The sequence below is a fragment of the Paracoccus broussonetiae genome, assembly GCF_031854425.1.
GTDB lineage: Bacteria > Pseudomonadota > Alphaproteobacteria > Rhodobacterales > Rhodobacteraceae > Paracoccus > Paracoccus broussonetiae.
The window spans coordinates 59,565-84,892 of sequence record NZ_JAVRQI010000015.1 but is presented as its reverse complement, the minus strand read 5'-3'; the positions used below and the strand labels follow the sequence as shown (position 1 = coordinate 84,892).

20 protein-coding genes and 1 tRNA gene are annotated in these 25,328 nt (G+C 64.1%); 17 read left to right on the top strand and 4 right to left on the bottom strand.

The window, feature by feature from the left end; all coding sequences use genetic code 11:
- Window positions 1–125: 125 nt before the first annotated feature.
- On the bottom strand, window positions 126–1,640 hold the full coding sequence (locus RM190_RS18420) for a YifB family Mg chelatase-like AAA ATPase (RefSeq protein ID WP_311760926.1): 1,515 nt from the start codon (window positions 1,638–1,640) through the stop codon (window positions 126–128).
- A gap of 133 nt (window positions 1,641–1,773) precedes the next feature.
- On the opposite strand from RM190_RS18420, the gene coaBC reads away from it, so the two are divergent.
- From coaBC to RM190_RS18370, 10 genes are all read left to right on the top strand, one after another.
- Complete coding sequence (gene coaBC, locus RM190_RS18415; RefSeq protein ID WP_311760925.1) at window positions 1,774–3,051, top strand: bifunctional phosphopantothenoylcysteine decarboxylase/phosphopantothenate--cysteine ligase CoaBC; 1,278 nt, start codon at window positions 1,774–1,776, stop codon at window positions 3,049–3,051.
- A complete protein-coding gene (locus RM190_RS18410) occupies window positions 3,048–4,118 on the top strand; it encodes a cysteine desulfurase family protein (protein WP_311760924.1) in 1,071 nt (356 codons plus the stop codon). Before coaBC ends, RM190_RS18410 begins: the two co-directional genes overlap by 4 nt.
- 1 nt (window position 4,119) lies before the next feature.
- Window positions 4,120–5,646, top strand: a complete 1,527-nt coding sequence (gene sufB / locus RM190_RS18405; protein WP_311760923.1) for a Fe-S cluster assembly protein SufB — start codon at window positions 4,120–4,122, stop codon at window positions 5,644–5,646.
- A gap of 132 nt (window positions 5,647–5,778) precedes the next feature.
- On the top strand, window positions 5,779–6,534 hold the full coding sequence (sufC, locus tag RM190_RS18400; RefSeq protein WP_311760922.1) for a Fe-S cluster assembly ATPase SufC: 756 nt from the start codon (window positions 5,779–5,781) through the stop codon (window positions 6,532–6,534).
- Window positions 6,534–7,868 (top strand): SufB/SufD family protein, encoded by a 1,335-nt coding sequence (locus tag RM190_RS18395; protein WP_311760921.1) that lies wholly within the window; start codon window positions 6,534–6,536, stop codon window positions 7,866–7,868. The genes sufC and RM190_RS18395 overlap by 1 nt, the downstream gene beginning before the upstream one ends.
- Before the next feature lie 8 nt (window positions 7,869–7,876).
- Complete coding sequence (locus RM190_RS18390) at window positions 7,877–8,365, top strand: hypothetical protein (protein ID WP_311760920.1); 489 nt, start codon at window positions 7,877–7,879, stop codon at window positions 8,363–8,365.
- Entirely contained in the window at window positions 8,362–8,949 is a 588-nt protein-coding gene (locus RM190_RS18385; protein WP_311760919.1) for a YIP1 family protein, read from the top strand. The genes RM190_RS18390 and RM190_RS18385 overlap by 4 nt, the downstream gene beginning before the upstream one ends.
- On the top strand, window positions 8,946–10,157 hold the full coding sequence (locus RM190_RS18380) for a cysteine desulfurase (protein WP_311760918.1): 1,212 nt from the start codon (window positions 8,946–8,948) through the stop codon (window positions 10,155–10,157). Before RM190_RS18385 ends, RM190_RS18380 begins: the two co-directional genes overlap by 4 nt.
- Window positions 10,158–10,203: 46 nt before the next feature.
- Window positions 10,204–10,280: transfer RNA gene (locus tag RM190_RS18375), tRNA-Arg, on the top strand.
- 238 nt (window positions 10,281–10,518) lie between these two features.
- Window positions 10,519–11,955: a DUF1254 domain-containing protein gene (locus tag RM190_RS18370; protein WP_311760917.1), complete on the top strand. Its 1,437-nt coding sequence runs from the start codon at window positions 10,519–10,521 to the stop codon at window positions 11,953–11,955.
- 97 nt (window positions 11,956–12,052) lie between these two features.
- On the opposite strand, the gene RM190_RS18365 is transcribed toward RM190_RS18370, so the two are convergent.
- Window positions 12,053–13,438: a dipeptidase gene (locus RM190_RS18365; protein WP_311760916.1), complete on the bottom strand. Its 1,386-nt coding sequence runs from the start codon at window positions 13,436–13,438 to the stop codon at window positions 12,053–12,055.
- A 167-nt stretch (window positions 13,439–13,605) separates the two neighbouring features.
- Between RM190_RS18365 and hemA the strand changes: the two genes are divergently transcribed.
- The 3 genes from hemA to ispG all read left to right on the top strand — a co-directional run bounded on the left by hemA (window position 13,606) and on the right by ispG (window position 17,427).
- Complete coding sequence (gene hemA, locus RM190_RS18360; RefSeq protein WP_311760915.1) at window positions 13,606–14,835, top strand: 5-aminolevulinate synthase; 1,230 nt, start codon at window positions 13,606–13,608, stop codon at window positions 14,833–14,835.
- 109 nt (window positions 14,836–14,944) lie between these two features.
- The gene (locus tag RM190_RS18355; RefSeq protein ID WP_311760914.1) at window positions 14,945–16,180 is read left to right on the top strand and encodes a helix-turn-helix domain-containing protein; all 1,236 of its coding nucleotides are present in this window, start codon (window positions 14,945–14,947) and stop codon (window positions 16,178–16,180) included.
- A gap of 122 nt (window positions 16,181–16,302) precedes the next feature.
- Entirely contained in the window at window positions 16,303–17,427 is a 1,125-nt protein-coding gene (ispG, locus tag RM190_RS18350; protein WP_311760913.1) for a flavodoxin-dependent (E)-4-hydroxy-3-methylbut-2-enyl-diphosphate synthase, read from the top strand.
- Between the two features lie 46 nt (window positions 17,428–17,473).
- Here the strand turns inward: ispG and RM190_RS18345 are convergent, their stop codons facing one another.
- The gene (locus RM190_RS18345; RefSeq protein WP_311760912.1) at window positions 17,474–18,226 is read right to left on the bottom strand and encodes a DsbA family protein; all 753 of its coding nucleotides are present in this window, start codon (window positions 18,224–18,226) and stop codon (window positions 17,474–17,476) included.
- Between the two features lie 181 nt (window positions 18,227–18,407).
- Between RM190_RS18345 and RM190_RS18340 the strand changes: the two genes are divergently transcribed.
- From RM190_RS18340 to prfB, 4 genes are all read left to right on the top strand, one after another.
- Entirely contained in the window at window positions 18,408–19,544 is a 1,137-nt protein-coding gene (locus RM190_RS18340) for a pyridoxal phosphate-dependent aminotransferase (RefSeq protein WP_311760911.1), read from the top strand.
- Complete coding sequence (locus RM190_RS18335; protein ID WP_311760910.1) at window positions 19,541–20,770, top strand: N-acetylmuramoyl-L-alanine amidase; 1,230 nt, start codon at window positions 19,541–19,543, stop codon at window positions 20,768–20,770. Before RM190_RS18340 ends, RM190_RS18335 begins: the two co-directional genes overlap by 4 nt.
- 74 nt (window positions 20,771–20,844) lie before the next feature.
- Window positions 20,845–23,382: a penicillin-binding protein 1A gene (locus tag RM190_RS18330; RefSeq protein WP_311760979.1), complete on the top strand. Its 2,538-nt coding sequence runs from the start codon at window positions 20,845–20,847 to the stop codon at window positions 23,380–23,382.
- Window positions 23,383–23,475: 93 nt separating this feature from the next.
- Window positions 23,476–24,603 (top strand): peptide chain release factor 2, encoded by a 1,128-nt coding sequence (gene prfB / locus RM190_RS18325; RefSeq protein WP_311760909.1) that lies wholly within the window; start codon window positions 23,476–23,478, stop codon window positions 24,601–24,603.
- Window positions 24,604–24,670: 67 nt separating this feature from the next.
- On the opposite strand, the gene RM190_RS18320 is transcribed toward prfB, so the two are convergent.
- On the bottom strand, window positions 24,671–25,303 hold the full coding sequence (locus tag RM190_RS18320; RefSeq protein ID WP_311760908.1) for a LysE family translocator: 633 nt from the start codon (window positions 25,301–25,303) through the stop codon (window positions 24,671–24,673).
- Window positions 25,304–25,328 lie beyond the last annotated feature (25 nt).

The following is a 25,328-nucleotide window of genomic DNA, read 5'->3' as shown; positions in this document are numbered from 1 at the left end:
ACAGCGTTCCGAACTTCCTGGCCAGAATTCGGGTGCTCGCCGGTGAAGCTGGCTTGAAACCGGGGGCGATCCGGAGCAACCCAGTTGCAGATTTTGCCAGCCAGAAAGCTGCCCGCCACTGTCGGTCAATCGGACCGCGTGAAGGTCAGTCGGAAGGACAAGGCCTCGGCAAGATGCGGTGCGCGGATCTGGGATGAGGCATCAAGATCGGCGATGGTGCGGGCCGCGCGCAGGATGCGGTGGTATCCGCGTGGGGTCATGCCGAAATGCTGTGCCGCGCGGTTCAGAAGCTCGCGCCCCTCAGCATCAAGTGGTGCGATTTCGTCCAGCAGGCGTCCCGAGGCATCGGCATTGACCCGTGCCTGAGGGTGTTTCGCAAAACGTTGCGCCTGAACCTCGCGCGCTGCTGCCACCCGGTTCCGAACCGTGGCCGAGGATTCGCCGCCCCCCGGCAGTTGCATGTCTTCAAGGGAGATCTGCGGAACCTCCATCCGCATGTCGAAGCGGTCCATCATCGGACCCGAGACCCGGCTCATGTAGTCGGCTCCGCAGCCGGGCGCGCGCGAACAGGACTGTCCGGCATCCGCAAGGTTGCCGCAGCGACAGGGGTTCGCGGCCGCGATCAGCAGGAAGCGGGCGGGATAGCGGATATGTGCATTGGCGCGGGCGACATGGACCTCTCCGGTTTCGATCGGTTCGCGCAGGGCGTCGATGACGCGCCGCTCGAATTCCGGCAATTCGTCCATGAACAGTACGCCGTTGTGAGCAAGGCTGACCTGGCCCGGACCAGCATTTCGCCCACCCCCCACGATTGCCGCCATCGAGGCGGTGTGATGGGGCTGGCAGAATGGTGCGTCGCGCGAAATACCGCCATTCTTCAGCAGGCCGGCAACCGAGTGAATGGTGGAGGTCTCAAGTGCTTCCGCCGGAGTCAGGGGCGGCAGGATGCCGGGGATGCGCCTGGCCAGCATCGTCTTGGTCGCGCCGGGCGGGCCCACCATCAACAGGTGATGACGACCGGCAGCGGCGATCTCGATGGCGCGCCGCGCACGCTCCTGTCCCTTCACCTCGTCAAGGTCTTCCAGAATGTCGCGGCCCTGCGCCTCACCCGGCTGAGCTGGTGTCAGGGGCGCGCGGTCGCCAAGGTGGTCGATGGCGTCGCGCAAGGTTCGGGGGCCAAAGACCGAGGCTGCGCCGACCCATGCCCCTTCGGCTGCGCAAGCGGCGGGAACCAGAAGGTCGAACCCCTGTTCGGCCGCGGCCATCGCTGCGGGAAGCGCGCCCGCCACCGGCGACAATCGCCCATCCAGCGCCAGCTCCCCCAGTGAAAGCACCTGTGCCAGGGCTTCGGCCGGCAGGATTTCCAGCGCGGCCAGAACCGACAGGGCGATCGGCAGATCGAAATGGGATCCTTCCTTGGGCAGATCGGCGGGGGACATGTTCACGGTGATACGGCGCGAGGGCAGGGCGATCGACAGCGCTGCAAAGGCCGCGCGCACCCTTTCGCGCGCTTCGCTGACGGATTTGTCGGGCAGTCCCACGATGCCGAAACCCGGCAATCCCGGCGAGATCGAGCATTGCACCTCGACCAGCCGCGCCTCGACCCCCTCGAACGCAACGGTATGCGCAATTGCAACCATGTCCCATCCCCGCCGCCCACCTTCGGGCAAGCGGTAGCGGAAGGGCCTTAATGCAAGGTTAACGGTCCAGATTCCTTGCCGCTGGACGCGATCAGGCCTATGTGCAGGGCAGCATCGAAACCGGAGGGCAACCATGCTGGGCAGCCGCGTCTTGCTGATCGTCGGAGGAGGCATCGCCGCCTTCAAGATACCGGAGCTGATCCGGGTGATGCGGCGCGACGGCATCAGCGTGGTCCCGGTCCTGACCGCGGCGGGGGCCGAGTTCGTGACCCCCTTGACGCTTTCTGCGCTGGCCGAGGAAGCCTGTCATACCGAATTGTTTGACCTGACCCGGGAATCCGAAATGGGTCATATCCAGTTGTCGCGGAATGCCGACCTTGTCGTGGTGGCCCCGGCAACTGCCGATCTGATGGCGCGGATGGCGGCAGGGCTTGCGAACGACCTCGCCTCCACCCTGCTGCTGGCGACCGACAAGCCGGTGCTTATCGCGCCCGCGATGAATGTGCGCATGTGGCAGCACCCGGCGACCCAGCGCAACCGCGACCTGTTGGAAGAGGATGGTATCCGTTTTGTCGGTCCGGCCGAAGGCGACATGGCCTGCGGCGAATACGGCCCCGGACGCATGTCCGAACCGGCCGAGATCCTGACGGCGATCCAGGGGATGCTGGGCCGCGACAGGCCCCTGCGTCTGCCGTTGGAAGCCGTGGTTCCGCGGGCGCAGGAGCTGCCGCTGGCAGGCAGGCATGTCATCGTGACTTCGGGGCCGACGCATGAGCCCATCGATCCGGTGCGTTATATCGCGAACCGTTCCAGCGGGGCGCAGGGCACGGCAATCGCCGCCGCACTGCGCGATCTTGGCGCGCGGGTCAGCTTTGTGACCGGTCCCGCCGAGGCGCCGCCACCCTCCGGGGTCGAGGTGATCCGCGTTCAGACGGCGCGCGAGATGCGCGAAGCGGTCGAGGCTGCCTTGCCCGCCGATGCCGCCGTCATGGCCGCTGCGGTCGCCGACTGGCAGGTGGTGAACGCGCGCGACAGCAAGATCAAGAAGGACGGTTCGGGTCGCCTGCCGGTGCTGGAATTCGCGGAGAATCCGGACATCCTGCGCTGGATCGGCGGACTGGACGAGGGGCGCCCCGATCTTGTCGTGGGTTTCGCGGCCGAGACCGATGACGTCGTCGCCCATGCCACCGCCAAGCGCCTGAAAAAGGGTGCCGACTGGATTGTCGCCAATGACGTCCGCCCCGAAACCGGCATCATGGGCGGGGCCGAGAATGCCGTGACCCTGATCACTGGCGCGGGGGCCGAGGAATGGCCGCGGATGGATAAATCCGAGGTCGCGCGGCTGTTGGCCTCGCGGATCGCGGATACGCTTGCCGAATTTTTGCCGTCTGAAACCGAGGTGGGAGCATGACGCAAAGGGTCTATCTGGATTGGAATGCGACGGCGCCGATGCGACCCGAGGCGCGCCAGGCGATGCTGGCAGCGACCGAGATCGTCGGTAACCCTTCCTCGGTCCATGCCGAGGGCCGGGCGGCGAAATCGGCGCTGGAACGCGCGCGCGAAGACGTGGCCACGGCGCTTGGCGCGGAAGGCGCGGATGTGATTTTTACCTCGGGTGCGACGGAATCCGCGGCGCTTGTCCTGCAGGGACGCGACCTGGCCTGCGCCGAGGTCGAACATGCGGCGGTCGTGGCCTGGTGCCGGCCCTCGCTTGGCGTGCACCGCAATGGCCGCGTCGACGTAGCCGATCCCCGGCAATCGACGCTGCAACTTGCCAATCCCGAGACTGGCGTGATCCAGGATCTGCCCGAAGGGTTGGCCGTCACCGACCTGACCCAGGCTTTCGGAAAGATCCCCTTCGCGTTCAACTGGCTGGGGGTCGAGGCCGGGTTCGTCAGCGCGCACAAGCTGGGCGGCCCGCGCGGGATTGGCGCGCTGGTGGTCAAGCGCGGCACCGAAGTCGAGGCGCGCCTGAAAGGCGGCGGGCAGGAGCAGGGACGCCGCGCGGGAACCGAGAACCTGATCGGCATCATGGGATTCGCGGCGGCGGCCAAGGCGGCCCAGAATGATCTGGATCAAGGTATCGCAGAAAAAGTCTCGGATACCCGCGATTCGCTGATGGCCGCTCTGGAATCCGGCGCGGAAATGGTTACATTCCCGGGACGCGAATCCCGCCGCTTGCCGAATACATTGTCGATCCTGACGCCTGGTTGGCGCGGAGAGACGCAAGTGATGCAGATGGACCTGGCAGGCTTTGCCGTTTCGGCGGGCTCGGCCTGCTCCTCGGGCAAGGTGCGGCCCAGTTCGGTGCTGACGGCCATGGGGATTGCGACGGAATGGGCGGGCGATGCAATCCGCGTCTCGATTGGTCCGACGACGGATCATCGGGACGTCATGCGTTTTGCAGAGGCCTGGCTGGCGGCCTATGCGCGCTGGCGGCAACGGAATGAATCGCGGGCGACCGCAGGAAGGGTTTGAGATGGCTGTTGAGATCAGCGAGGCGATCGAGGTGCGCGAAGGCGTGGACCGCGAAACCGTCGAGACCGTCCAGAACATGGGGTCCTACAAATACGGCTGGGACACCGAGATCGAGATGGAATACGCGCCGAAAGGCGTGAACGAGGATATTGTCCGCCTGATCTCGAAGAAGAACGAAGAACCGGAATGGATGACGGAATGGCGGTTGCAGGCGTTCCGCCGCTGGCAGACCATGACGGAACCCAAATGGGCGATGCTGAACTATCCTGAAATTGATTATCAGGATCAGTATTACTATGCGCGCCCCAAAAGCATGGAAGTGAAGCCGAAGTCGCTGGACGAGGTCGACCCCAAGCTTCTGGCCACCTATGAAAAGCTGGGCATTCCGCTGAAGGAACAGATGATCCTTGCCGGGATCGAAGGCGCGGGCGAGACCCCGGCCGAGGCCCGCAAGGTTGCTGTGGACGCGGTCTTCGACTCGGTTTCGGTCGGCACCACGTTCAAGGATGAACTGGCCAAGGCCGGCGTCATCTTCTGCTCGATCTCGGAAGCCATCCGCGAGCATCCGGAACTGGTGAAGAAGTACCTAGGCTCGGTCGTGCCGCAGTCGGACAACTATTTCGCCACGCTGAACTCGGCGGTCTTCTCGGACGGCTCCTTCGTCTACATTCCGCCGGGCACCCGCTGCCCGATGGAGCTGTCGACCTATTTCCGCATCAACGCGGAAAACACCGGCCAGTTCGAGCGCACGCTGATCATCGCCGACAAGGGTTCCTATGTCAGCTATCTTGAAGGCTGCACCGCGCCCAAGCGCGACGTGGCCCAGCTGCACGCCGCCGTCGTCGAGATCGTCATTCTGGAAGACGCCGAGGTGAAATACTCGACCGTCCAGAACTGGTTCCCCGGCGACGAGGAAGGCAAGGGCGGCATCTACAACTTCGTCACCAAGCGCGCGGATTGCCGCGAGGCGCGGGCGAAGGTCATGTGGACGCAGGTCGAGACCGGCTCGGCGATCACCTGGAAATACCCCTCGTGCATCCTGCGTGGAAATGAAAGCCAGGGCGAGTTCTACTCGATCGCCATCGCGAACAACATGCAGCAGGCCGATACCGGGACCAAGATGATCCATCTTGGCAAAAACACCCGTTCGCGCATTGTTTCCAAAGGGATTTCCGCAGGTAAAGCGCAGAACACCTATCGCGGCCTTGTGACCATGCACCCCAAGGCCACGAACAGCCGCAACTATACCCAATGCGACAGCCTGCTGATCGGGGACAAATGCGGAGCCCATACCGTGCCCTATATCGAGGTGAAGAACACCTCGTCGCGGGTCGAGCACGAAGCCACCACCAGCAAGGTCGATGACGACCAGCTGTTCTATTGCCGCGCCCGCGGCATGGACGAGGAGGAGGCCGTGGCGCTGGTCGTGAACGGCTTCTGCCGTGAGGTCCTGCAGGCGCTTCCGATGGAATTCGCCATGGAGGCGCAATCGCTGGTCGCGATCTCGCTGGAAGGGTCGGTCGGATGATCCCCGCCGCGTCCCGGGCCGATCGGGCCAGCGGGCGCGGCCGCCGTTTCGCAAGGTGGCATGTCCGCCGTGAAATCCACTCTGATGGTGTCGGCCCCCGACACCGCCACACCATCGACTGAGGTAAGAATAATGCTGAACATCAAGAACCTGCACGTCAAACTTGAGGACGAGGACAAACAGATCCTCAAGGGCGTGGATTTGACCATCCCGGCGGGCGAGGTCCACGCGATCATGGGTCCGAACGGCTCGGGCAAGTCGACCCTGTCCTATGTCATGTCCGGCCGCGACGGTTACGAAGTCACCGATGGCGATGCCAGCCTTGACGAACACGACCTTCTGGACATGGAACCGGAAGAGCGCGCCGCGGCGGGCCTGTTCCTTGCGTTCCAGTATCCGGTCGAGATCCCCGGTGTCGGCAACCTGACCTTCCTGCGCACTGCCGTGAATGCACAGCGCAAGGCGCGCGGCGAGGAGGAGCTTTCCTCGGGCGAGTTCCTGAAGATCGTGCGCGAAAAGGCCAAGGCGCTGCAGATCGACAGCGAGATGCTGAAGCGCCCGGTGAATGTCGGCTTCTCGGGTGGCGAGAAGAAGCGCAACGAGATCCTGCAGATGGCCATGCTTGAGCCGCGGATGTGCATCCTGGACGAAACGGATTCGGGTCTGGATGTGGATGCGATGCGGCTGGTGGCCGAAGGCGTGAACGCGCTGCGTTCGCCCGAGCGCAGTTTCCTGGTCATCACCCACTACCAGCGACTGCTGGACCATATCAAACCGGACGTTGTCCACATCATGTCGAACGGCCGCATCATCAAGACTGGTGGACCGGAACTGGCGCTGGAAGTCGAGAAGAACGGCTATGGCGATCTTCTGGCGGAGGTCGGCTGATGGCGGATACGGCTGTTCTTGCCAGCACGGCGCCCGCGGTCGGGGGCAAGTCCCGGCCCGGCGACGCGGCGCTGGTCGCGCGCCTGGACGCGCTGGATCTGCCCCGGGGTGGTTTCAGCGCTGCCGCCCGCGCCGACGCTGTGGCCCGGCTTGAGGCAATGGGCCTGCCTGGCGCGCGGGACGAATACTGGCGTTATACGGACCCGGCACCCTTCAATGCACCGGTTCCCGAGGCTTTGGCCTATACTGCGCGCGAATCCTCGCTTTTCGGGGAAATCGACCGGTTGAAGCTGGTCTTCGTCGACGGGCGTTTTGACGCGGCAGCCTCGGATGAGCTGGCGGGTGAAGGGATCGAGATCCAGACGCTTGCCGCCGCGGATGCCGCAGGCGATCACTGGGCAGCGGATCTTTACGGCAAGCTGGAAGCTGCCGGTCAAAAGCCCGTGAAGCGGCCTTTTGCCGTGCTGAACACGTTGGCGGCTACTGATGGTGCGCTGATCCGTGTGACCGGCAAGGTCTCGCGGCCCGTGCACATCCTTTACCGTCGCGATGCGCAGGATGCGGATGTGACCGTTCACCACGTCGTCCGGCTGGAGGAAGGCGCTGAGCTGACCCTGCTGGAGACCGGCGGAATCGGTGCGCGCTCGAACGTCGCGATGGAAGTCGAGGTCGGCCGCGAGGCCCGGTTCCACCACATCGCCAGCAAGCGTGCGGATGACGCCAAGGTCGGCATTGGCCATGTCTTTGCCCGCGTGGGCGAAGGCGCGCTGTTCAAATCCTTCACGCTTGCTGTCAACGGCAGCATGATGCGCAACGAAGGCGTGATCGAGATCGCTGGCAATGACGCCGTGGCCCATATCGCCGCGGCCGTGCTGGGCGATGGCAGCGAAGGCCGTTTCCACCATGACGACACCGTTTTCATCACCCATGCCGCCGAGCGTTGCGAAAGCCGCCAGGTGTACAAGAAAGTGCTGAAGAACGGCGCTCATGGCATCTTCCAGGGCAAGATCCTGGTGAAGCCCGGCGCGCAGAAGACGGACGGTTACCAGATCAGCCAAGGCCTGCTTCTGGACGAGGGCAGCCAGTTTCTGGCCAAGCCCGAGCTGGAAATCTATGCCGATGACGTGAAATGTTCGCATGGATCGACCACCGGCGCGCTGGATGAGACCGCGATGTTCTACCTGCGCTCGCGCGGGGTACCGAAGGAACAGGCGGTCGTGCTGCTTGTCCTGTCCTTCCTGGCCGACGCGCTGGAAGAGATCGAGGATGACCGCCTGCGTGGCGACATTCTGGGCCGCCTGGATGAGTGGCTGACCAGCCGCGCGGCGGCCTGAGAACGACGATGACCCGCGCCGGAATCGTCCCGCGGATCATCGTAAGCTGGTGGGCGCCGGGCAGGGTGGTCGACACCCTGCGCGGGCTGCCTGACCGGGCGCTGATCGTGATCCTGATGTCGGCCATGCTGATGTATCTGGTTGCGCAGGCGCCCGAACATGCGCGCGCGGCCGAGCTTGACCCCTCGATCCCATTGCAGGCCCGCATGGGTGGCGCGCTGCTGGGGGTCATGTTCATCATGCCGCTTCTGGCCTATGCGCTGGCGGCGCTGGTTTCGGCCCTGTCCCGTGCAACGTCGCGTCCCATCGGAGCGGTGGAATCGCGGCTTGCTCTGTTCTGGGCATTGCTGGCCGCATCGCCTGCCGTCCTGTTGGCGGGGCTGGTCGCGGGACTGATCGGACCCGGCCCGGCCCTGACGCTGACACGGGCGCTGGCAGGTCTGGGCTTTGTCATGATATGGGCCGCCGGATTGCGGACCTTGACGAGGAAGAGATGAATATCAGCGATCTGGGCGATCTTGTTGTGCTGACCCTGCGAAAACCGGCCCAGGCCGTGCAGGTGCTGCGTGGCCTGGATCTGGCGCCGGGAGAGCGCTGGATGATCGTGATCCTGGCGGTGTCGCTGTCGACCGTGCTGGCTGGCATCGCCCGCTTGATGTTCTCCGCGCCCACCAACGATCCGATCTCGGCGCTGCTTGCCAACCCGATGGCGCTGGCCGGGTTGCAGTTGGGTGCGATGGTGATTTCGGCGGCTGCGGTAACTGTGATCGGGCGCGCCTTTCGTGGCACGGGCGTCTTTGCGGACGCCCTGCTGCTTGTCGCCTGGATCGAGCTGATCCTGGTCGGGTTGCAGGCGCTTCAGCTTGTCCTGATGGTGGTGTTTCCCCAGACGGGGACGCTGACCTCGTTGATCGCATTTGGCGTCTCGATCTATCTGACGATCGCCATGACGAAGGAACTGCACGGCTTTGCCAGCACGCCCAAGGTCGCCCTTGGTTTCATCGGAGGCGTGTTTCTGGTGGCAACGATGCTGTCGATCCTTGCCGCCGCATTTGGAATTCTACCGGAGGTCTCGCCATGAGCTTCGATGTCGAAAAGGTCCGCGCCGATTTCCCGATCCTGTCGCGGCAGGTGAACGGGCGGCCGCTTGTCTATCTGGACAGCGGTGCAAGCGCGCAGAAGCCGCGCCAGGTGGTCGAGGCAGTCACCCGCGCCTATGAGGCGGAATATGCGAACGTCCATCGCGGGCTGCATTTCCTGTCCAACCTGGCTACCGAAAATTATGAACGGGTCCGCAGCATCATTGCCCGTTTCCTGAATGCCCCGCATGAGGATGAGGTTATCTTCACCTCCGGCTCGACCGAGGGGATCAACCTCGTCTCCTATGGCTGGGCCGCGCCCCGCCTGCAGGCGGGGGACGAGATCGTGCTGTCTGTGCTGGAGCATCACGCCAATATCGTGCCCTGGCATTTCCTGCGTGAACGTCAGGGTGTCGTCCTGAAATGGGTCGAGCCAGAGGCGGACGGCTCATTGCCGCCTGAGAAGGTGCTGGCCGCCATCGGGCCGCGGACGCGGCTGGTTGCAGTGACGCAGATGTCGAACGTGACGGGCACCGTCGTCGATGTCGCGGCGATCGCGCGTGGGACGGACGTTCCGGTTCTGGTCGACGGCAGCCAGGCCTCGGTCCATATGCCAGTCGATGTCGCCGCGCTTGGCGTCGATTTCTACTGCATCACCGGGCACAAGCTTTACGGCCCCTCGGGTTCGGGCGCGATCTGGATCAAGCGTGAACGCCAGGCCGAGATGCGCCCCTTCATGGGCGGCGGCGACATGATCCGCACCGTGACGCGGGAGGGGATCGACTATGCCGACCCACCCCTGCGGTTCGAGGCGGGCACCCCCGGAATCGTCAACCAGATCGGTCTGGGCGCTGCGCTGGAATACCTGATGGAACTTGGGATGGAGAATGTCGCCGCGCATGAACGCGAGCTGCGTGACTATGCGCGCGAACGCCTGCGCAGCCTGAACTGGCTGAACGTGCAGGGCGATGCCGCCGACAAGGGTGCCATCTTCTCGATGACGATGGAGGGCGCGCATGCCCATGACATCTCGACCATCCTGGACAAGCGCGGCATCGCAGTCCGGGCCGGGACGCATTGCGCCATGCCCCTGATGGAGTTCTACGGCCTCACTGCCTCGGCCCGCGCCAGCTTTGCGATGTACAATACCCGCGCTGAGGTCGACGCGCTGGTCGACGGCCTGTCCTTCTGCCGCGAGCTTTTCGCCTGAACCCCATTGCAGAGCCGCACGAATGCGGCTAAGCAGCGATGGCGCTGCACCCGTAGCTCAGCTGGATAGAGCGCTGCCCTCCGAAGGCAGAGGCCACACGTTCGAATCGTGTCGGGTGCACCATTTTCCTCAATAGGTTACTGGTTCTGTGGCTGTTTCTGGCAGTGCCTTGGCACGCGCCGATATCAGCTTCCGGGCCAACCGGCCCGCCGTGCATGACGCGACACTTGCCCGCGCATCGGACCTGCGCTTGACTGTCGGTGCGGCCGCCCCGACCGATTTCAGAATCACCTTTCTTGCAGACCCAGGGCGGCCAGGCTTGAGCGATTCCAGACTTGTTCCCGAAAAATGAGGAAGCCTGATGCTGAGGTTGATTACAGTTGCTGCCATTGCCTTGTCCGCGGGGCAGGGGCTTGCCCAAACGGCCACGCCCTATCCGTTCACTGCCGGCTACCCGACGCCGGAGGCCAGCGCAAAGGCGCGAGATGATGCGGATTTCCAGCGCGCGATGGTGGCCTATCGCTTCTGGTATCCCACGGTGTCGATGGAGGGCATCTTCCAGGGCAACCGCAATGCCGGGATCGAGGACGGCAAGGCCTGGGGGATCGCGGCCACCGGGCCGAAGCAGGTCGGTCTGACACTGAACTCGGATACGCCCTATGGATCGGCGACGCTGGACCTGTCGAACGGGCCGATGGTGATCGATCTGCCCCCGGGGGCGTTCATTGGCCTGGTGGACGATCATCATCAAGGCTGGGTGCAGGATATGGGCCTGCCCGGCCCCGACGCTGGCAAGGGGGGCAAGCACCTGGTCCTGCCGCCCGGTTATACGGGCGAAGTGCCCGAAGGCTATCACGTCGGGCGTTCGACCACGATGAAGAACCTTCTCGCCATTCGCGCATTGCCGCAGGGTGGCGACCTGCAAAAGGCGCTGGACGCGCTGCGCAGCGTAAAGATCCACCCTCTTGGTGACGACGCGAAACTGCTGGAGGCGGTCGACACCAGTGACAAGGCGCTGGACAGCTCGTCCCTGCGGTGGGAGGACAATTTCGGCTTCTGGGAGCAACTGGCGGCGGTGATCGAGGCCGAGCCGCTCAATCCGAATTTCCTGCCGATGTATGGCCTTCTGGCCGAGCTTGGGATCGAGAAGGGCCAGCCCTTTGCGCCAGATGCCCGGATGCATGCCATCCTTGAACGCGCCGCAAAGGAAGGACGCGACCAGATGCTGGTTTCGGCCTTCGACAGTGACCGGGCCGATCGCACCGCCTGGCCGGACCGGAAATGGGAATGGGTCGGGCTTGTTCCCGGCAGCGCGCAGTTCGAGACCCCCTATGGCGTCGATCTGGAGGCGCGGGACCGCTGGTTTGCCCAGGCCATCGTGACCTCTCCGGCCATGTTCCGGCGCGATGCGGGCGCGGGATCGCTTTACTGGCTGGGGTCGCGGGATGCGGCGGGCGCGTGGCTTGACGGCGGCAAGACCTACAAGCTGACCGTTCCGATGCCCGTGCCCGACAAGCTGTTCTGGTCGGTCACCCTTTATGACGCGCAGACGCGCAGCCAGGTTCAGACCGATCAGGATAAGGCCGCGCTGCGATCCATGTTCGAGTTGAAGGATCTGGGGGATCAGACCTCGGTCGACCTGTTCTTTGGTCCCGAGCAACCCGAAGGGGCCGAGAGCCGCTGGATCAAGACCACGCCGGGCCGGGGCTGGTTCGCCTATTTCCGGATCTATGGCCCAGAGACCCCGGCTTTTGACGGCAGCTGGAAGCCCGGGGACTTCGAGGAGGTGAAACCCTGATGCGTGGCATGCGGGGCCGCCACAGCGCGGCCCCGTCTCAATCCCAGTTCGCGTCAGGGTGGGACGCTGTGATCGCGTCCCGCCTGATATTTACGGCTCAGGCCAAAGCCGCAAGGATGCGCGCCCAGCTGCGCGCGCCACGGGCAAAGCTTTCCAGATCGTATTTCTCGTTCGGAGAATGGATCCGGTCGTCATCGCGGCCAAAGCCGATCAGCATCGAATCCATGCCAAGGATCTCTTTGAAATCCCCGGCAATGGGGATCGAGCCGCCAGCGCCGATATAGGCTGCCTCGCGGTTCCATTCCTCGGACAGTGCGGTCTTGGCCGCGGCGAAGGCAGGGTCCGAGATGTCCATCCGGCTGCCGGGGCTGCCGCCGTGGGGATGGAACTCGACGCTGCAATCCTCGGGCAGTGCGTCGCGCACATGGGCGCGGAACGCGTCGCGGATCGCATCGGGATCCTGCGTGCCGGTCAGGCGGAAGCTGACCTTGGCGCGCGCCTCGGCCGGCAGGACAGTCTTGAAACCCTCGCCGGTATAGCCGCCGCTGATGCCGTTGATCTCGAATGTCGGGCGGTTCCAGACCATTTCCAGCCCGGTGCGGCCCTTTTCCCCGATCGGGTGCTTCAGCCCCACACGGGACAGGAAATCGCCGGCATCGAACCCCAGATCTTCCCAGTCCGAGCGCAGCTCGTTCGACAGTTCCTCGACCCCGTCATAAAATCCGGGCAGGGTGATCCGGCCATCCGCATCCTTGACGGTCGACAGCGCGTTCACCAGCACCTGGATCGGGTTCGCGGCCAGGCCACCGAAACTGCCCGAATGCAGGTCGCGATCCGCGGCGCGCAGGATGATTTCCTCGCCATAAAGGCCACGAAGCTGCGTGGTGATCGCGGGACGCCCGTCCGAATACATGCTGGTGTCGCAGATCATTGCGATGCCGGCGCGCAGCTCATCGGCATTGTCGCGCAGGAAGGGACGCAGGCTGGGCGAGCCGGATTCCTCCTCTCCCTCAAACAGCAGGACCAGATCGGTCGGCAATTCTCCGTGAACGGTCTTCCACGCGCGGAAGGCCTCGACAAAGGTCATGAGCTGGCCCTTGTCATCGGCCGCGCCGCGGCCGCGGATGACCTTGCCTTCGGGCAGATCCTGGATCTCGGGCTCAAAGGGTGGACGTTGCCACAGGTTCAGCGGATCGACCGGTTGCACGTCATAATGGCCATAGAACAGCAGGGGCCGCCGCGTTCCCTTGGGCGAATGCGCCACCACCATCGGATGACCGGGCGTATCGCGAACCGAGGCGTCAAATCCCATCGCCGTCAGTTCGGCAGTCAGCCATTCCGCGGCCTGCCGAACATCATCCTTGTGCGCCGGATCGGTCGAGACCGAGGGGATGCGAAGAAACTCCATCAACCGGTCCAGTGCCTGCGGCAGGTCCTTGTCCAGCGTTGAAAGTATTTCGCCGATTTTCGATTTGTCCTGCATCTTGCACCTTTCATGATCGAATTTCTCGGGGACTTGCGATGGTCCCATTGTCGTAATGCGACATTTTGTCCCTATATTTCTGCTAACTTGACACGTATCAAGTTGGGACCCACGGGATCGAGCTAAGGATCCTCCAAGCGATCAAGTAAGCAAGGCAAGGGACTTAGATGGACTACTCCGCCGCCCTCGATCAGGCCATTGGTAAATTGCATGAAGAAGGCCGCTACAGGACCTTCATCGATATCGAGCGGCGCAACGGTGCCTTCCCTCGCGCGGTCTGGACCCGGCCCGACGGCAGCGAGTCCGAGATCGTCGTCTGGTGCGGTAACGACTATCTTGGCATGGGCCAGCATCCGGTCGTACTTGACGCGATGCACGAGGCGCTGGACGCCACCGGAGCAGGATCGGGCGGGACGCGCAACATTTCGGGGACCACGGTCTATCACCGCCGCCTGGAAGCCGAGATCGCTGATCTGCACGGCAAGGAAGCGGCACTGGTCTTTTCCAGCGCCTATATTGCCAACGACGCGACGCTTTCGACGCTGCGCAAGCTGTTTCCCGGCCTCATCATCTATTCCGACGCGCTGAACCATGCCTCGATGATCGAGGGGATCAAGCGCTTCGACGGCGCAAAACGCATCTTCCGCCACAATGACGTGGCGCATCTGCGCGAACTGCTGGCTGCCGACGATCCGGACGCACCAAAGCTGATCGCCTTTGAATCGATCTATTCGATGGACGGTGATTTCGGCCCGATCGAGGCCATCTGCGATCTTGCGCAGGAATTCAACGCCCTGACCTATCTGGATGAGGTCCATGCCGTCGGCATGTATGGCCGCCGCGGTGGCGGCGTGGCCGAGCGTGACGGGTTGGCGGGCCGCATCGACATCTTCAATGGCACGCTGGGCAAGGCCTATGGCGTGTTCGGCGGTTATATCGCCGCCTCGGCCAAGATGGTGGACGCGATCCGGTCCTATGCGCCGGGCTTCATCTTCACGACCTCGATCCCGCCGGCGATTGCCGCAGGTGCCGCAGCGTCAATCGCCTTCCTCAAGACGCCCGAGGGGCAGGAACTGCGGGACAAGCAGCAGCTGCATGCGCGCATCCTGAAGATGCGCTTGCGCGGCCTGGGAATGCCGATCATGGACCACGGCAGCCATATCGTTCCGGTTCATGTCGGTCATCCTGTCCACTGCAAGGCGCTTTCGGACATGCTGCTGGCGCAATTCGGAATCTATGTGCAGCCGATCAATTTTCCGACCGTCCCCCGCGGAACCGAGCGGCTGCGTTTCACCCCGTCACCCGTTCACGAGCCCAAGGATATCGATGCGCTGGTTCGCGCGATGGACGCCCTGTGGTCACAGTGCAAGCTCAACCGCTCGGCGAATGTCGCGTGAGCGGGGGGGCTGTTATGCTCTCGCGTCCGTGATAACCTTGCAGTAATGAAGCTGTGGCACCTTTCCGATTCGGAGAGGGCGGAACAGACAAGAATGGGGCAGGGTTTCAATGATCGGGCTGAGGGGGAATTCCCCAATGCAGCATGATGAGCAGGCGGTTCATCCGCCGGGATTGGAGGATCCGGATACTCGCCTCGGTGACCTGATGAGGGGTGAACGCGCCACATTGGGCAAATCGCTGCTGGACGTGCAGCGTGAATTGAGAATCCGCGCCTCCTATGTTGCCGCAATCGAGAATTGCGATATCTCTGCGTTCGACACGCCGAGCTTTATCGCCGGGTATGTGCGTTCCTATGCACGCTACTTGGGGATGGATTCCGACTGGACCTTCCGCCGCTTCTGCCAGGAATCCGGGTTCCAGCCCACGCATGGCATGGCGCCCGCCGCTTCGGGCCCGAAACCGCAGCGCCGCCCCTCGGACCCTGCCGAGGCGCTGGCCAACCCCCATCCGATTTTCCTGCCCAAGCCCGAAAGCATGTGGTCCTCGATCGAGCCTCGGGCGATCGGCTCGGTCCTCGTCATGGCGTTTCTGGCTTGCGGGCTGGGCTATGGTGCGTGGTCGGTCCTGCAAGAGGTACAGAAGGTCAACCTGACGCCGGGCGACCAGGCGCCGGGGATCATCGCCTCGCTTGACCCGGTCCAGGCTGCCTCGACGCCCGAGACCGTGGATTCCGCGCAGGTGAACCTGCCCCATCCCGAAGGTATCGATCGCACCTATCGCCCGCAGGCGCTGGAGGTGCCGGTCCTTGTCGCGCGCGATGGGCCGATCTCGGCGATTGATCCCGCGTTGAACGCGCCGGGCATCCAGCCCGAAATCGCGCTTGCCCAGGGCACTGCCGCTGCCGTCGCCGATCCGGCGCGCCCGGTCCAGGCCGCGCAGTCTTACGGGCCGGAAATGCCCGCGCAGATCGCTGCCGTTCGCACCATCGCACCCGATGCCTCGGTCGTCGAGATCCTTGCCGCACGTCCGGCCTGGGTGCGCGTGACCTCGGCCGATGGCACGGTTCTGCTGGAAAAGACGATGGACGCGGGCGAACGCTTTGCGCTGCCCAAGCTTGAGGCGCCGCCGATCCTGCGCACCGGCAATTCGGGCGCGATCTATTTCGCGGTCAGCGGCCAGACCTATGGCCCTGTCGCTCCCGGTCCGAAGGTCGTCAAGAATGTCGAGCTTTCGCCCGAGGCGTTGACGGCGAAGTTCGCCTTTGCCGATCTGGCCAAGGATCCCGAACTGGCCTCGATGGTGGCGCTGGCTTCGGCCGCGCCGACGGCTTCGTCCCAGGAATAGGGGCGGGGCACCCGCTCACAGCTGCGACATCCCGTTTCCGTGCATGCGGGGACGGGTTGCCGGTTTCGGCCCATCGGCCTATTTCTGTCGCATCACGTTTCGCGCCGCAAAAGGTCCCTGACATGTCGCTGAATCCGATCCGCCCCTGGCGCAACATCGAACGCCGCAAGTCGCGCCAGATCATGGTCGGGCGCGTGCCGGTCGGCGGCGATGCCCCGATCAGCGTCCAGACCATGACCAATACCGACAGCAGCGACGTGCGCGCGACGCTGGACCAGATCTTGCGCGCCGCCGATGCCGGGGCAGATATCGTCCGGGTTTCGACCCCGGATGAATCGTCGACCCGTGCCCTGCGCGAGATCTGCCGCGAAAGCCCGGTGCCGATCGTCGCGGACATCCATTTCCACTATAAGCGCGCGATCGAGGCGGCCGAGGCGGGCGCCGCTTGCCTGCGCATCAACCCCGGCAATATCGGCGATGCCGCCCGCGTGCGCGAGGTTATCAAGGCCGCGAAGGACCACGGCTGTTCGATCCGCATCGGCGTGAACGCGGGCAGCCTGGAAAAGCACCTGCTGGAGAAATATGGCGAGCCTTGCCCCGACGCGATGGTGGAATCCGGCCTGGATCACATCAAGATCCTGCAGGACAACGATTTCCACGAATTCAAGATCAGCGTGAAGGCTTCGGATGTGTTTCTGGCGGCAGCGGCCTATCAGCAACTGGCCGATGCCACCGACGCGCCCATTCACCTTGGCATCACCGAGGCGGGGGGGCTGACCTCGGGCACGGTGAAATCGGCCATCGGGCTGGGCAACCTGCTGTGGATGGGGATCGGCGACACGATCCGCGTCAGCCTGTCCGCCGATCCGGTGGAAGAGGTCAAGGTCGGGTTCGAGATCCTCAAGTCGCTGGGCCTGCGCACCCGCGGCGTCCAGATCATCTCCTGTCCCAGTTGCGCGCGTCAGGGCTTTGACGTGATCCGCACTGTCGAGGTGCTGGAAAAGCGGCTTGAGCACATCAAGACCCCGATGAGCCTGTCGATTATCGGATGCGTCGTGAATGGTCCGGGCGAGGCGCTGATGACCGATATCGGCTTTACCGGCGGCGGTGCAGGCGCGGGCATGGTCTATCTGGCGGGCAAGCAGGACCACAAGATGACCAATGCCCAGATGGTCGACCATATCGTCGAACTGGTCGAAAAGCGCGCCGCTGAACTTGAGGCCGCCGAGGCGCAGGCCGCGGAATGAAAAAAGGGGCGCTTCGGCGCCCCTTCGCAATTCTTCCGGTCGGGCCTCAGCCCTCTTTCTTTTCGGTCCTCAGGCGCTCGATCACGCCTTCCAGCCCTTCGGCGGGGACGCCGCGCAGCATCTCGCCCTCGATGATGAAGGTGGGTGTGCCCATGATCCGCATCTGTTCGGCCAACTGGTGGTTCTGACGCAGCACGGTCGAGACTTCCTCGGTGTTCATGCGGTTCAGGACCTTGGTGCTGTCCGCGCCCAGTTCGGTCGCCAGCTTGCTCAGCGTGTCAAGGTTGACGGGGCCGCGCGATTCCATCAACGCGTCATGCGCCTTTTTATAGGCGTCGGGGCCGGCTTCCTGCTGGACCGCGACGGTAAAGCGGGCGGCCATGTCGCTTTCCTGCGTCAGGATCGGGAATTCCTTGAGGATCCAGCGGATATTGCCATCGGCTGAAATCATCTTCTCAAGATCGGGATGGACGCGCTTGCAGACGCTGCACCGATAGTCGACGAACTCGACAAGGGTGATGTCTCCCTTGGGATTGCCGCCGATCCAGCTGTAGCCGTCGTTGAAGATCGCGTCCTTGTTGTTCGCGACCAGCAGTTTGTCGTTCTTGGCCTCGTCTGCGACACGCCGCTCTTCCAGCACGTTGATCGACTCGACCAGCACATCGGGATTGGCCATCAGATAGTCGCGGATGGCATCGCCGAAGGCGGCCTTTTCGTCTGCGCTCATGTTGGCCGGGTCGAATGCCAGGGCTGGCATGGCGCTTACCGCAAGCACCGCGGCGGTCAAAATGGCTTTCATTTTTGGTCCTTTCCTGTTGCGGCAAAGATTGACCCCTGCCGGTGCCGCTTGCAAGCGGCGAGGTGTGCGCATGGTCGGGGTTCACGCGGGCTTGACCGCCGTGCATGTCCGCCCGGCGCTTGACCACGCAGGCGCAAGTTGTGATACCCGCGAAAAGCATCGCAAAAACATCGGGTCACAGATGAAACAGTCGCGTCGTGGGCAGGTCGATCCCTTCATCGTCATGGATGTCATGGAAGCGGCGCGACAGGCCGAGGCTGCGGGGCGCCACATCATTCACATGGAGGTTGGCCAGCCCTCGACCCCGGCGCCTGCGGGCGCGCGCCGCGCGCTGACCGCGGAACTGGAAAGTCCGCTGGGATATACAGTCGCGCTTGGCCTGCCGGAATTGCGACGCGGCATCGCGCAGCTTTACAAGCGCTGGTACGGGCTTGATCTGGACCCCGCGCGGATCGTGGTGACACCGGGGTCCAGCGGCGCTTTCATCCTTGCGTTTTCGGCCCTGTTCGATGCCGGCGACCGCGTCGCGCTGGGTGAGCCGGGCTATCCCAGCTATCGCCAGATCCTCCGCGCCATGTCGCTTGAGCCGGTGGGGATCCAGACCCGGCCTGAGGATCGCTATCAGCCGCGCCCGCAGGATCTGCCCGCGGACGTGCAGGGGCTTATACTTGCCTCGCCCGGCAACCCATCGGGGACGGTCCTGCGGCGGGACGAACTTCATGGCCTGACCGCGCGCGCGTCGGAACTTGGCATCTCGGTCATATCGGACGAGATCTATCACGGGCTTGATTACGGCGCGGGCTTCCATTCGGCGCTTGAGGTGACGGACGACGTCATCGTCATCAACAGCTTCTCGAAGTATTTCAGCATGACCGGCTGGCGCGTCGGCTGGATGGTGGTCCCCGAGGATCTGGTCCGGACCGTCGAGCGTATTGCGCAGAACATGTTTATCTGCCCGCCCCATGCCAGTCAGGTCGCCGCGCTTGCGGCGCTGGACTGCATCGACGAAGCCGAGGCCAACCTGCGCGTTTACGCGGAGAACCGGCGCCTGATGCTGGAGCGGCTGCCGCAGATCGGCTTCACCCGCATCGCCCCGCCCGAAGGGGCCTTCTATATCTATGCCGACGTCTCGGATCTGACCACGGACAGCCTGGGCTTCGCGGCCGAGATCCTGCAGAAGGCGGGCGTTGCCGTGACGCCGGGTCTTGATTTCGATCCGCGTCGCGGGGCGCAGACCCTGCGTTTCAGCTATGCCCGCTCGGCCGCCGAGATTGCCGAGGGGCTGGATCGGCTGGCGGCCTTCATGGCCAGCCGATGAAATGGCTTTGGGCGCTGTTACTGGTCATCCTGGCGGCACCGCTTGCCGCGCAGGATCGTTCTGCGCTTGCCCGGATAGACCTGGCCCAGTCCTCGCTTCGGGCCGAGGGCAAGGATAGGGGCAAGCCCCGTCCGCTTGAGTTGGAACTGGTGCTGAGCCAGCCGGTGCCCTATCGCGTCTATTTTCTGGACGGACCGCCCCGGCTGGTGGTCGATTTCCGCGAAATCGACTTTTCCGGCACGGATCCCGCCGCGCTGCCCGGACGGGGCCTCGTGCCCGGTCTGCGCTGGGGCAAGGCGGTTCCCGGATGGTCGCGGCTGGTGATGGACCTGCCCGGACCCTATGCGCTGCGCCAGGCGGTGCAGAAGCCGGCGTTGTCGGGGGCCGGGGGAGCGCTGGTCTCGCTGCAGCTGGAACCTGTCGACCCCGAGGATTTCTTGACCCGTGGCAATGCCCTTTCGGCACTGCGCGACCTGCCGCAGCCGTCGCTGGTCGTTGATCCCAAAGCTGCGGTCCGGGGGGACAGGCCCCTGCGCATCGCGATCGATCCGGGGCATGGCGGTCACGATCCCGGCGCGCAGGTCGGCGCGATCAGCGAGGCGGCGGTGCTGCTGGGCTTTGCACGCGAACTGACCGACGTGCTGACCCGTCAGGGTTTCGAAGTCGTCCCGACCCGCACCGATGACAGCTTCATTCCGCTTGAAGGGCGCATGACTTTGGCGCGAGAGGCGCGGGCGGACCTGTTCATCTCGCTTCACGCCGACGCCCTGATCGCCGGCGAGGCGGCTGGTCTGTCGATCTATGTCTGGAACCCGGATTCCGACGACCGCGCGACACGCGAGCTTGCGATGCGCCACGACCGTGCGGATCTGGTTTCCGGGCTGGACCTTCAGGGCACGGATGATCAGGTGGCGCGCGCCCTGATGGACCTTGCCCGGATGGAGACCCAGCCCCGTTCCGAAGCCTTCGCCAAGTTCCTTGTGTCCGAACTGAACCGCAGCCATGTCGCGATGCATCGGCGTCCCGTGCAGGGGGCGGGGTTCTCGGTCCTGAAGTCGCCGGACATCCCCTCGGTCCTGATCGAACTGGGATTTCTGACCGATGCCGGGGACCGCGCGAACCTGTTCAATCCCGAATGGCGGCGCAGCACCTCGCAGGCGATTGCGGGGGCGGTCGCGGCCTGGGCGCAGGACGATGCAATCCGGGCCGGTCTTTCGCGCAAGTGACGGGCAAGGTTGCTTTGACGCAAGCCCCCCTGCGGACTATAGATACGCAGGAAATCCCCTGAGGCATGTCCACATTGCTACGCTTCGTCCTTTCGTTCCTCGGAGCGATCTTTGCCTGGATCGTGACCGGAATTTTCTTTGTCGCGCTGACGCTTGGCGCGGTGCTGTGGATGTATTCGCGCGACTTGCCCAGCCATGAGCAGCTGGCCCAGTATTCGCCCAAGACCATCAGCCGGGTCTATTCCGGCGAGGGGCGCCTGATCGATGAGTTCGCGCAGGAACGCCGCATCTTCGTCCCGATCGACGAAATTCCGCCTTTGGTGAAGGAAGCCTTCATCAGCGCCGAGGACAAGAACTTCTATTATCACCACGGCTTCGACCCGCGGGGGATGATTGGCGCGATGGTGCAGGCGGTGGCGTCGCGCGGGGAAAGCGTGCGCGGGGCGTCGACCATCACCCAGCAGGTGATGAAGAATTTCCTTTTGTCCTCGGACCGCAGCATCGAGCGCAAGATCAAGGAACTGATCCTGGCGACCCGGCTGGAGCAATCCCTGACCAAGGACCAGATTCTTGAACTTTACCTGAACGAGATCTTCCTGGGTCAGAACAGCTTCGGGGTGGCCGCCGCCTCGCAGACCTACTTCAATAAGCCCCTGACCGATCTTGCCCCGCACGAGGCGGCGACCCTGGCCGCCATGCCGCAGGCCCCCGGTCGCTATCACCCCGTCCGCGCCAAGGCGCGCGTGACCGAGCGGCGCAACTATGTCCTGCGCGAGATGTGGCAGAACGGCTATATCGACCAGCCGACCTATGAAGCTGAATCGAAGCTGCCGCTGCGCTCGGTCCAGAATGGCGACTTCCCGGCGTTCCAGAAGCAGTTGCCGCCGCGCGACTATTTCACCGACGAGATCCGCCGCCAGCTGTCCGCTGAATTCGGCGAGGATGAGTTCTTCGGCGGTGGCCTTGCGATCCGCGCGACGATCGAGCCGGATTTGCAGCAGATCGCGGCGACCGCCCTTCAGCGTGCGCTTGAGAAATTCGACCGCAGCCGTGGCATCTGGCGCGGCACCCGCGTCAGCATCCCCGCGGAAAAGCTGGCCACGGAACAGGAATGGCGCGCCGCGTTGGACGCCGCGCAGGTGCCGCGCGACATCCACGACTGGTATCCGGCGGTGGTGCTGTCACTTGGCGAAACCGACGCCACGATCGGGATCGAGGAGGAAGAGGGCACCGCGACCATTCCCGCCAAGGACGTGCAATGGGCGCGCAAGCGCCTTGCGACCGGCAAGCTTGGTCCCAGGGCCAAGGTCGCATCGGACCTGCTGGACGTCGGCGATGTCGTGCTGGTGCGGCGCATGACCGACGACGCCAGCGGCGCCTTTGTCCGCTGGACCCTGCGACAGGTGCCCGAGATCGAGGGCGGTTTCATGGCGATGGACGTGAATACCGGCCGCGTCATGGCGATGCAGGGCGGGTTCTCGTATCAAAGCTCGGTCTTCAACCGTGCGACGCAGGCGCAGCGGCAGCCCGGCTCCAGCTTCAAGCCCTTTGTCTATGCCGCCGCGCTGGACAGCGGCTTTACCCCCGCCACCATCGTGGTTGACGAGCCCATCGTCGTGAACACGCCCGAGGGTCTGTGGACGCCCAAGAACAGCACGGGCAAGTATTATGGTCCGACGCCCATGCGCACCGGGATCGAACAGTCCCGGAACCTGATGACGATCCGTATCGCGCAGGATATCGGCATGGATACCGTGGCCCAGTATGCCGAGAAGTTCGGGGTCTATGACCATCTCTCGCACTACCTGGCCAACAGCCTTGGCTCGCAGGAAACGACGCTGTTCAAGATGGTCGCCGCCTATGCGATGTTCGCCAATGGCGGCGAACGGGTGGAACCCACGCTGGTCGACCGCGTGCAGGACCGTCGCGGGCGCACCATCTATCGCCATGACCAGCGGACCTGTCTGAACTGCGGGCAAGCCACGCTGCCGATGGGCGCTGCACCCTCGGTCGAGACGAACCGGGAAAGGGTGATGGACGCCATCACCGCCTATCAGTTGACCTCGATGATGGAAGGCGTGGTAAAGCGCGGTTCGGGCAGGGGCGTGAACCTGCCGGTGCCGGTCGCGGGCAAGACCGGGACGACCAACGATGCCAAGGACGTGTGGTTCATCGGCTTTACCTCGGACATCGTGGCGGGCTGCTATCTGGGTTACGACCAGCCGCGCACCATGGGCGAGGATGCCTATGGCGGGACGCTGTGCGTGCCGGTCTTCAACGAGTTCATGAAGGAAGCGATCAAGGAATATGGCGGGACCCAGTTCCGCGTTCCGCCGGGCGGCCATTTCGTCAACATCGACCGCTTCAGTGGCGCCATCCTGGGTCCGGACGCCAAGGGTGACAATGTCATCGCCGAATATTTCCGCGATGGTCAGGACCTGAGCGGGCTGGGTCTTGTCGATGGCGGCTTCGAACGGGTCGATCCCGCGGTTCTGCCGCTTTACAGCCAAGGTGGCGATCAGGGCAGCGCGGTCACCACTTCGACCGGTCGCAAGAAGGTCATTCCGAAAAAGGCGGACTTCGGGACACTGTCCTCGGGCGGACTTTACTGAGCGCAGCTTTTCCGGCGGGGCGCTTGCGAGCGGCCCGCCCCCGCGCTATTTGTCTTGCCCTGATCCGCAATCCGTTGCCCGAAAGAGAAACCCATGCGTGCCGAGACTCAAGCCACCATCGAAGCGATCCGCAAATCGCTGAAACTGCTCGGTCAGCGCATGGACTGGGAGACCGCGCCGCATCGGCTGGAAGAGCTGAACGCAATGATCGAAGTCGGGGACATCTGGTCCGATCCCGCCCGCGCCCAGAAGCTGATGCGCGATCGCCAGATGCTGAGCGACGCGGTCGAGACCTATCGCCGCATCGAAACCGAGCTGTCCGACAATGCCGACCTGATCGAGCTGGGAGAGGCCGAGGGCGATGCCGAGATCGTTGCGGATGCCGAAGCATCCTTGAAGTCCCTGGCCGAGACGGCCGCCCAGAAAGAGCTGGAGGCGCTGCTGAACGGCGAGGCCGACGGCAACGACACCTTCCTTGAGATCAATGCGGGTGCTGGCGGCACGGAAAGCGCCGACTGGGCGTCGATGCTGGCACGCATGTATGTCCGCTGGGCCGAGAAGAAGGGCTATAACGTCGAGCTGCAGTCAGAAACACCGGGCGAAGAGGCCGGGATCCGTTCTGCGGCCTACAAGATCTCGGGGCCCAATGCCTATGGTTGGCTGAAATCGGAATCGGGCGTGCACCGGCTGGTGCGCATCTCGCCTTATGATTCGGCGGCGCGGCGGCATACGTCGTTCTCGTCCGTGTGGGTCTATCCGGTGGTCGACGACAATATCGAGATCGACATCCCCGACAAGGACATCCGCATCGACACCTATCGTTCGTCCGGTGCGGGCGGTCAGCACGTCAACACCACCGATTCGGCCGTGCGGATCACCCACCTTCCGTCGGGGATCGTCGTGACCTCGTCCGAGAAGTCGCAGCACCAGAACCGGGCCAACGCAATGGCCGCGCTGAAATCGCGCCTGTATCAGATGGAACTGGACAAGCGTAACGCCGCGATCAACGCCCAGCACGAGGCAAAGGGCGATGCCGGCTGGGGCAACCAGATCCGGTCGTATGTGCTGCATCCCTACCAGATGGTGAAGGATCTGCGGACCTCGCACGAAACCTCGGACACGCAGGGCGTGCTGGACGGCGATCTGGACGCCTTCATGGCGGCGACGCTGGCGCTGGACGTGGCCGGCAAGTCGCGCGCCGAGGCTCAGGCCGAGGACTGAGCCCCGCGGGCGCGGTGACTGCGCCGTCGCAGGGGTATTTGAAAAACGGCGAAAACCGCGGCAGAATCTATCTGCGGACCTGTCGGGCAAGGTGGATCGCCAGCCCGGCCAGCACCGTTCCCATCAGCAAGCGCTGCGCCCTTGCCCAGCCGGGCCGGCGCGCAAGAAACAAGGCGACTTGTCCAGCGCCCAGCACGATCAGCGCATTGACCGACAGGCTGATGACGATCTGGGTGAAGCCCAGCGTCAGCGCCTGCGCCAGAACACCGCCCTGAGCGGGGTTGATGAATTGCGGCAGCAGCGAAAGATACAGCACCGCCGCCTTGGGGTTCAAAAGGTTGGTGAACAGGCCCATCAGGAACAGCTTCCGCGGGCTGTCCGGCGGCAGGTCGCGGACCTGAAAGGCCGAGCGTCCGCCGGGCTTCAGCGCCTGCCATGCCAGCCAGCCCAGATAGATCGCGCCCGCGATCCGCAGCGCGTCATATGCATAGGGCACGGCCATTACGATGGCGGTGATGCCGAAGGCCGCGCAAAGCATGTAGAAGACGAAACCCAGCGCCACCCCCGAAAGCGACATCAGCCCCGCGCGGCTGCCCTGGCAGATCGAGCGCGAGACCAGGTAGATCATGTTCGGCCCCGGCGTCAGCACCATGCCAAGTGCCAGTGCCGCAAAGCCAGCCATCGCGGTCAATTCGGGCATCTTCGTCCTTTTGTCCCAATTCGCG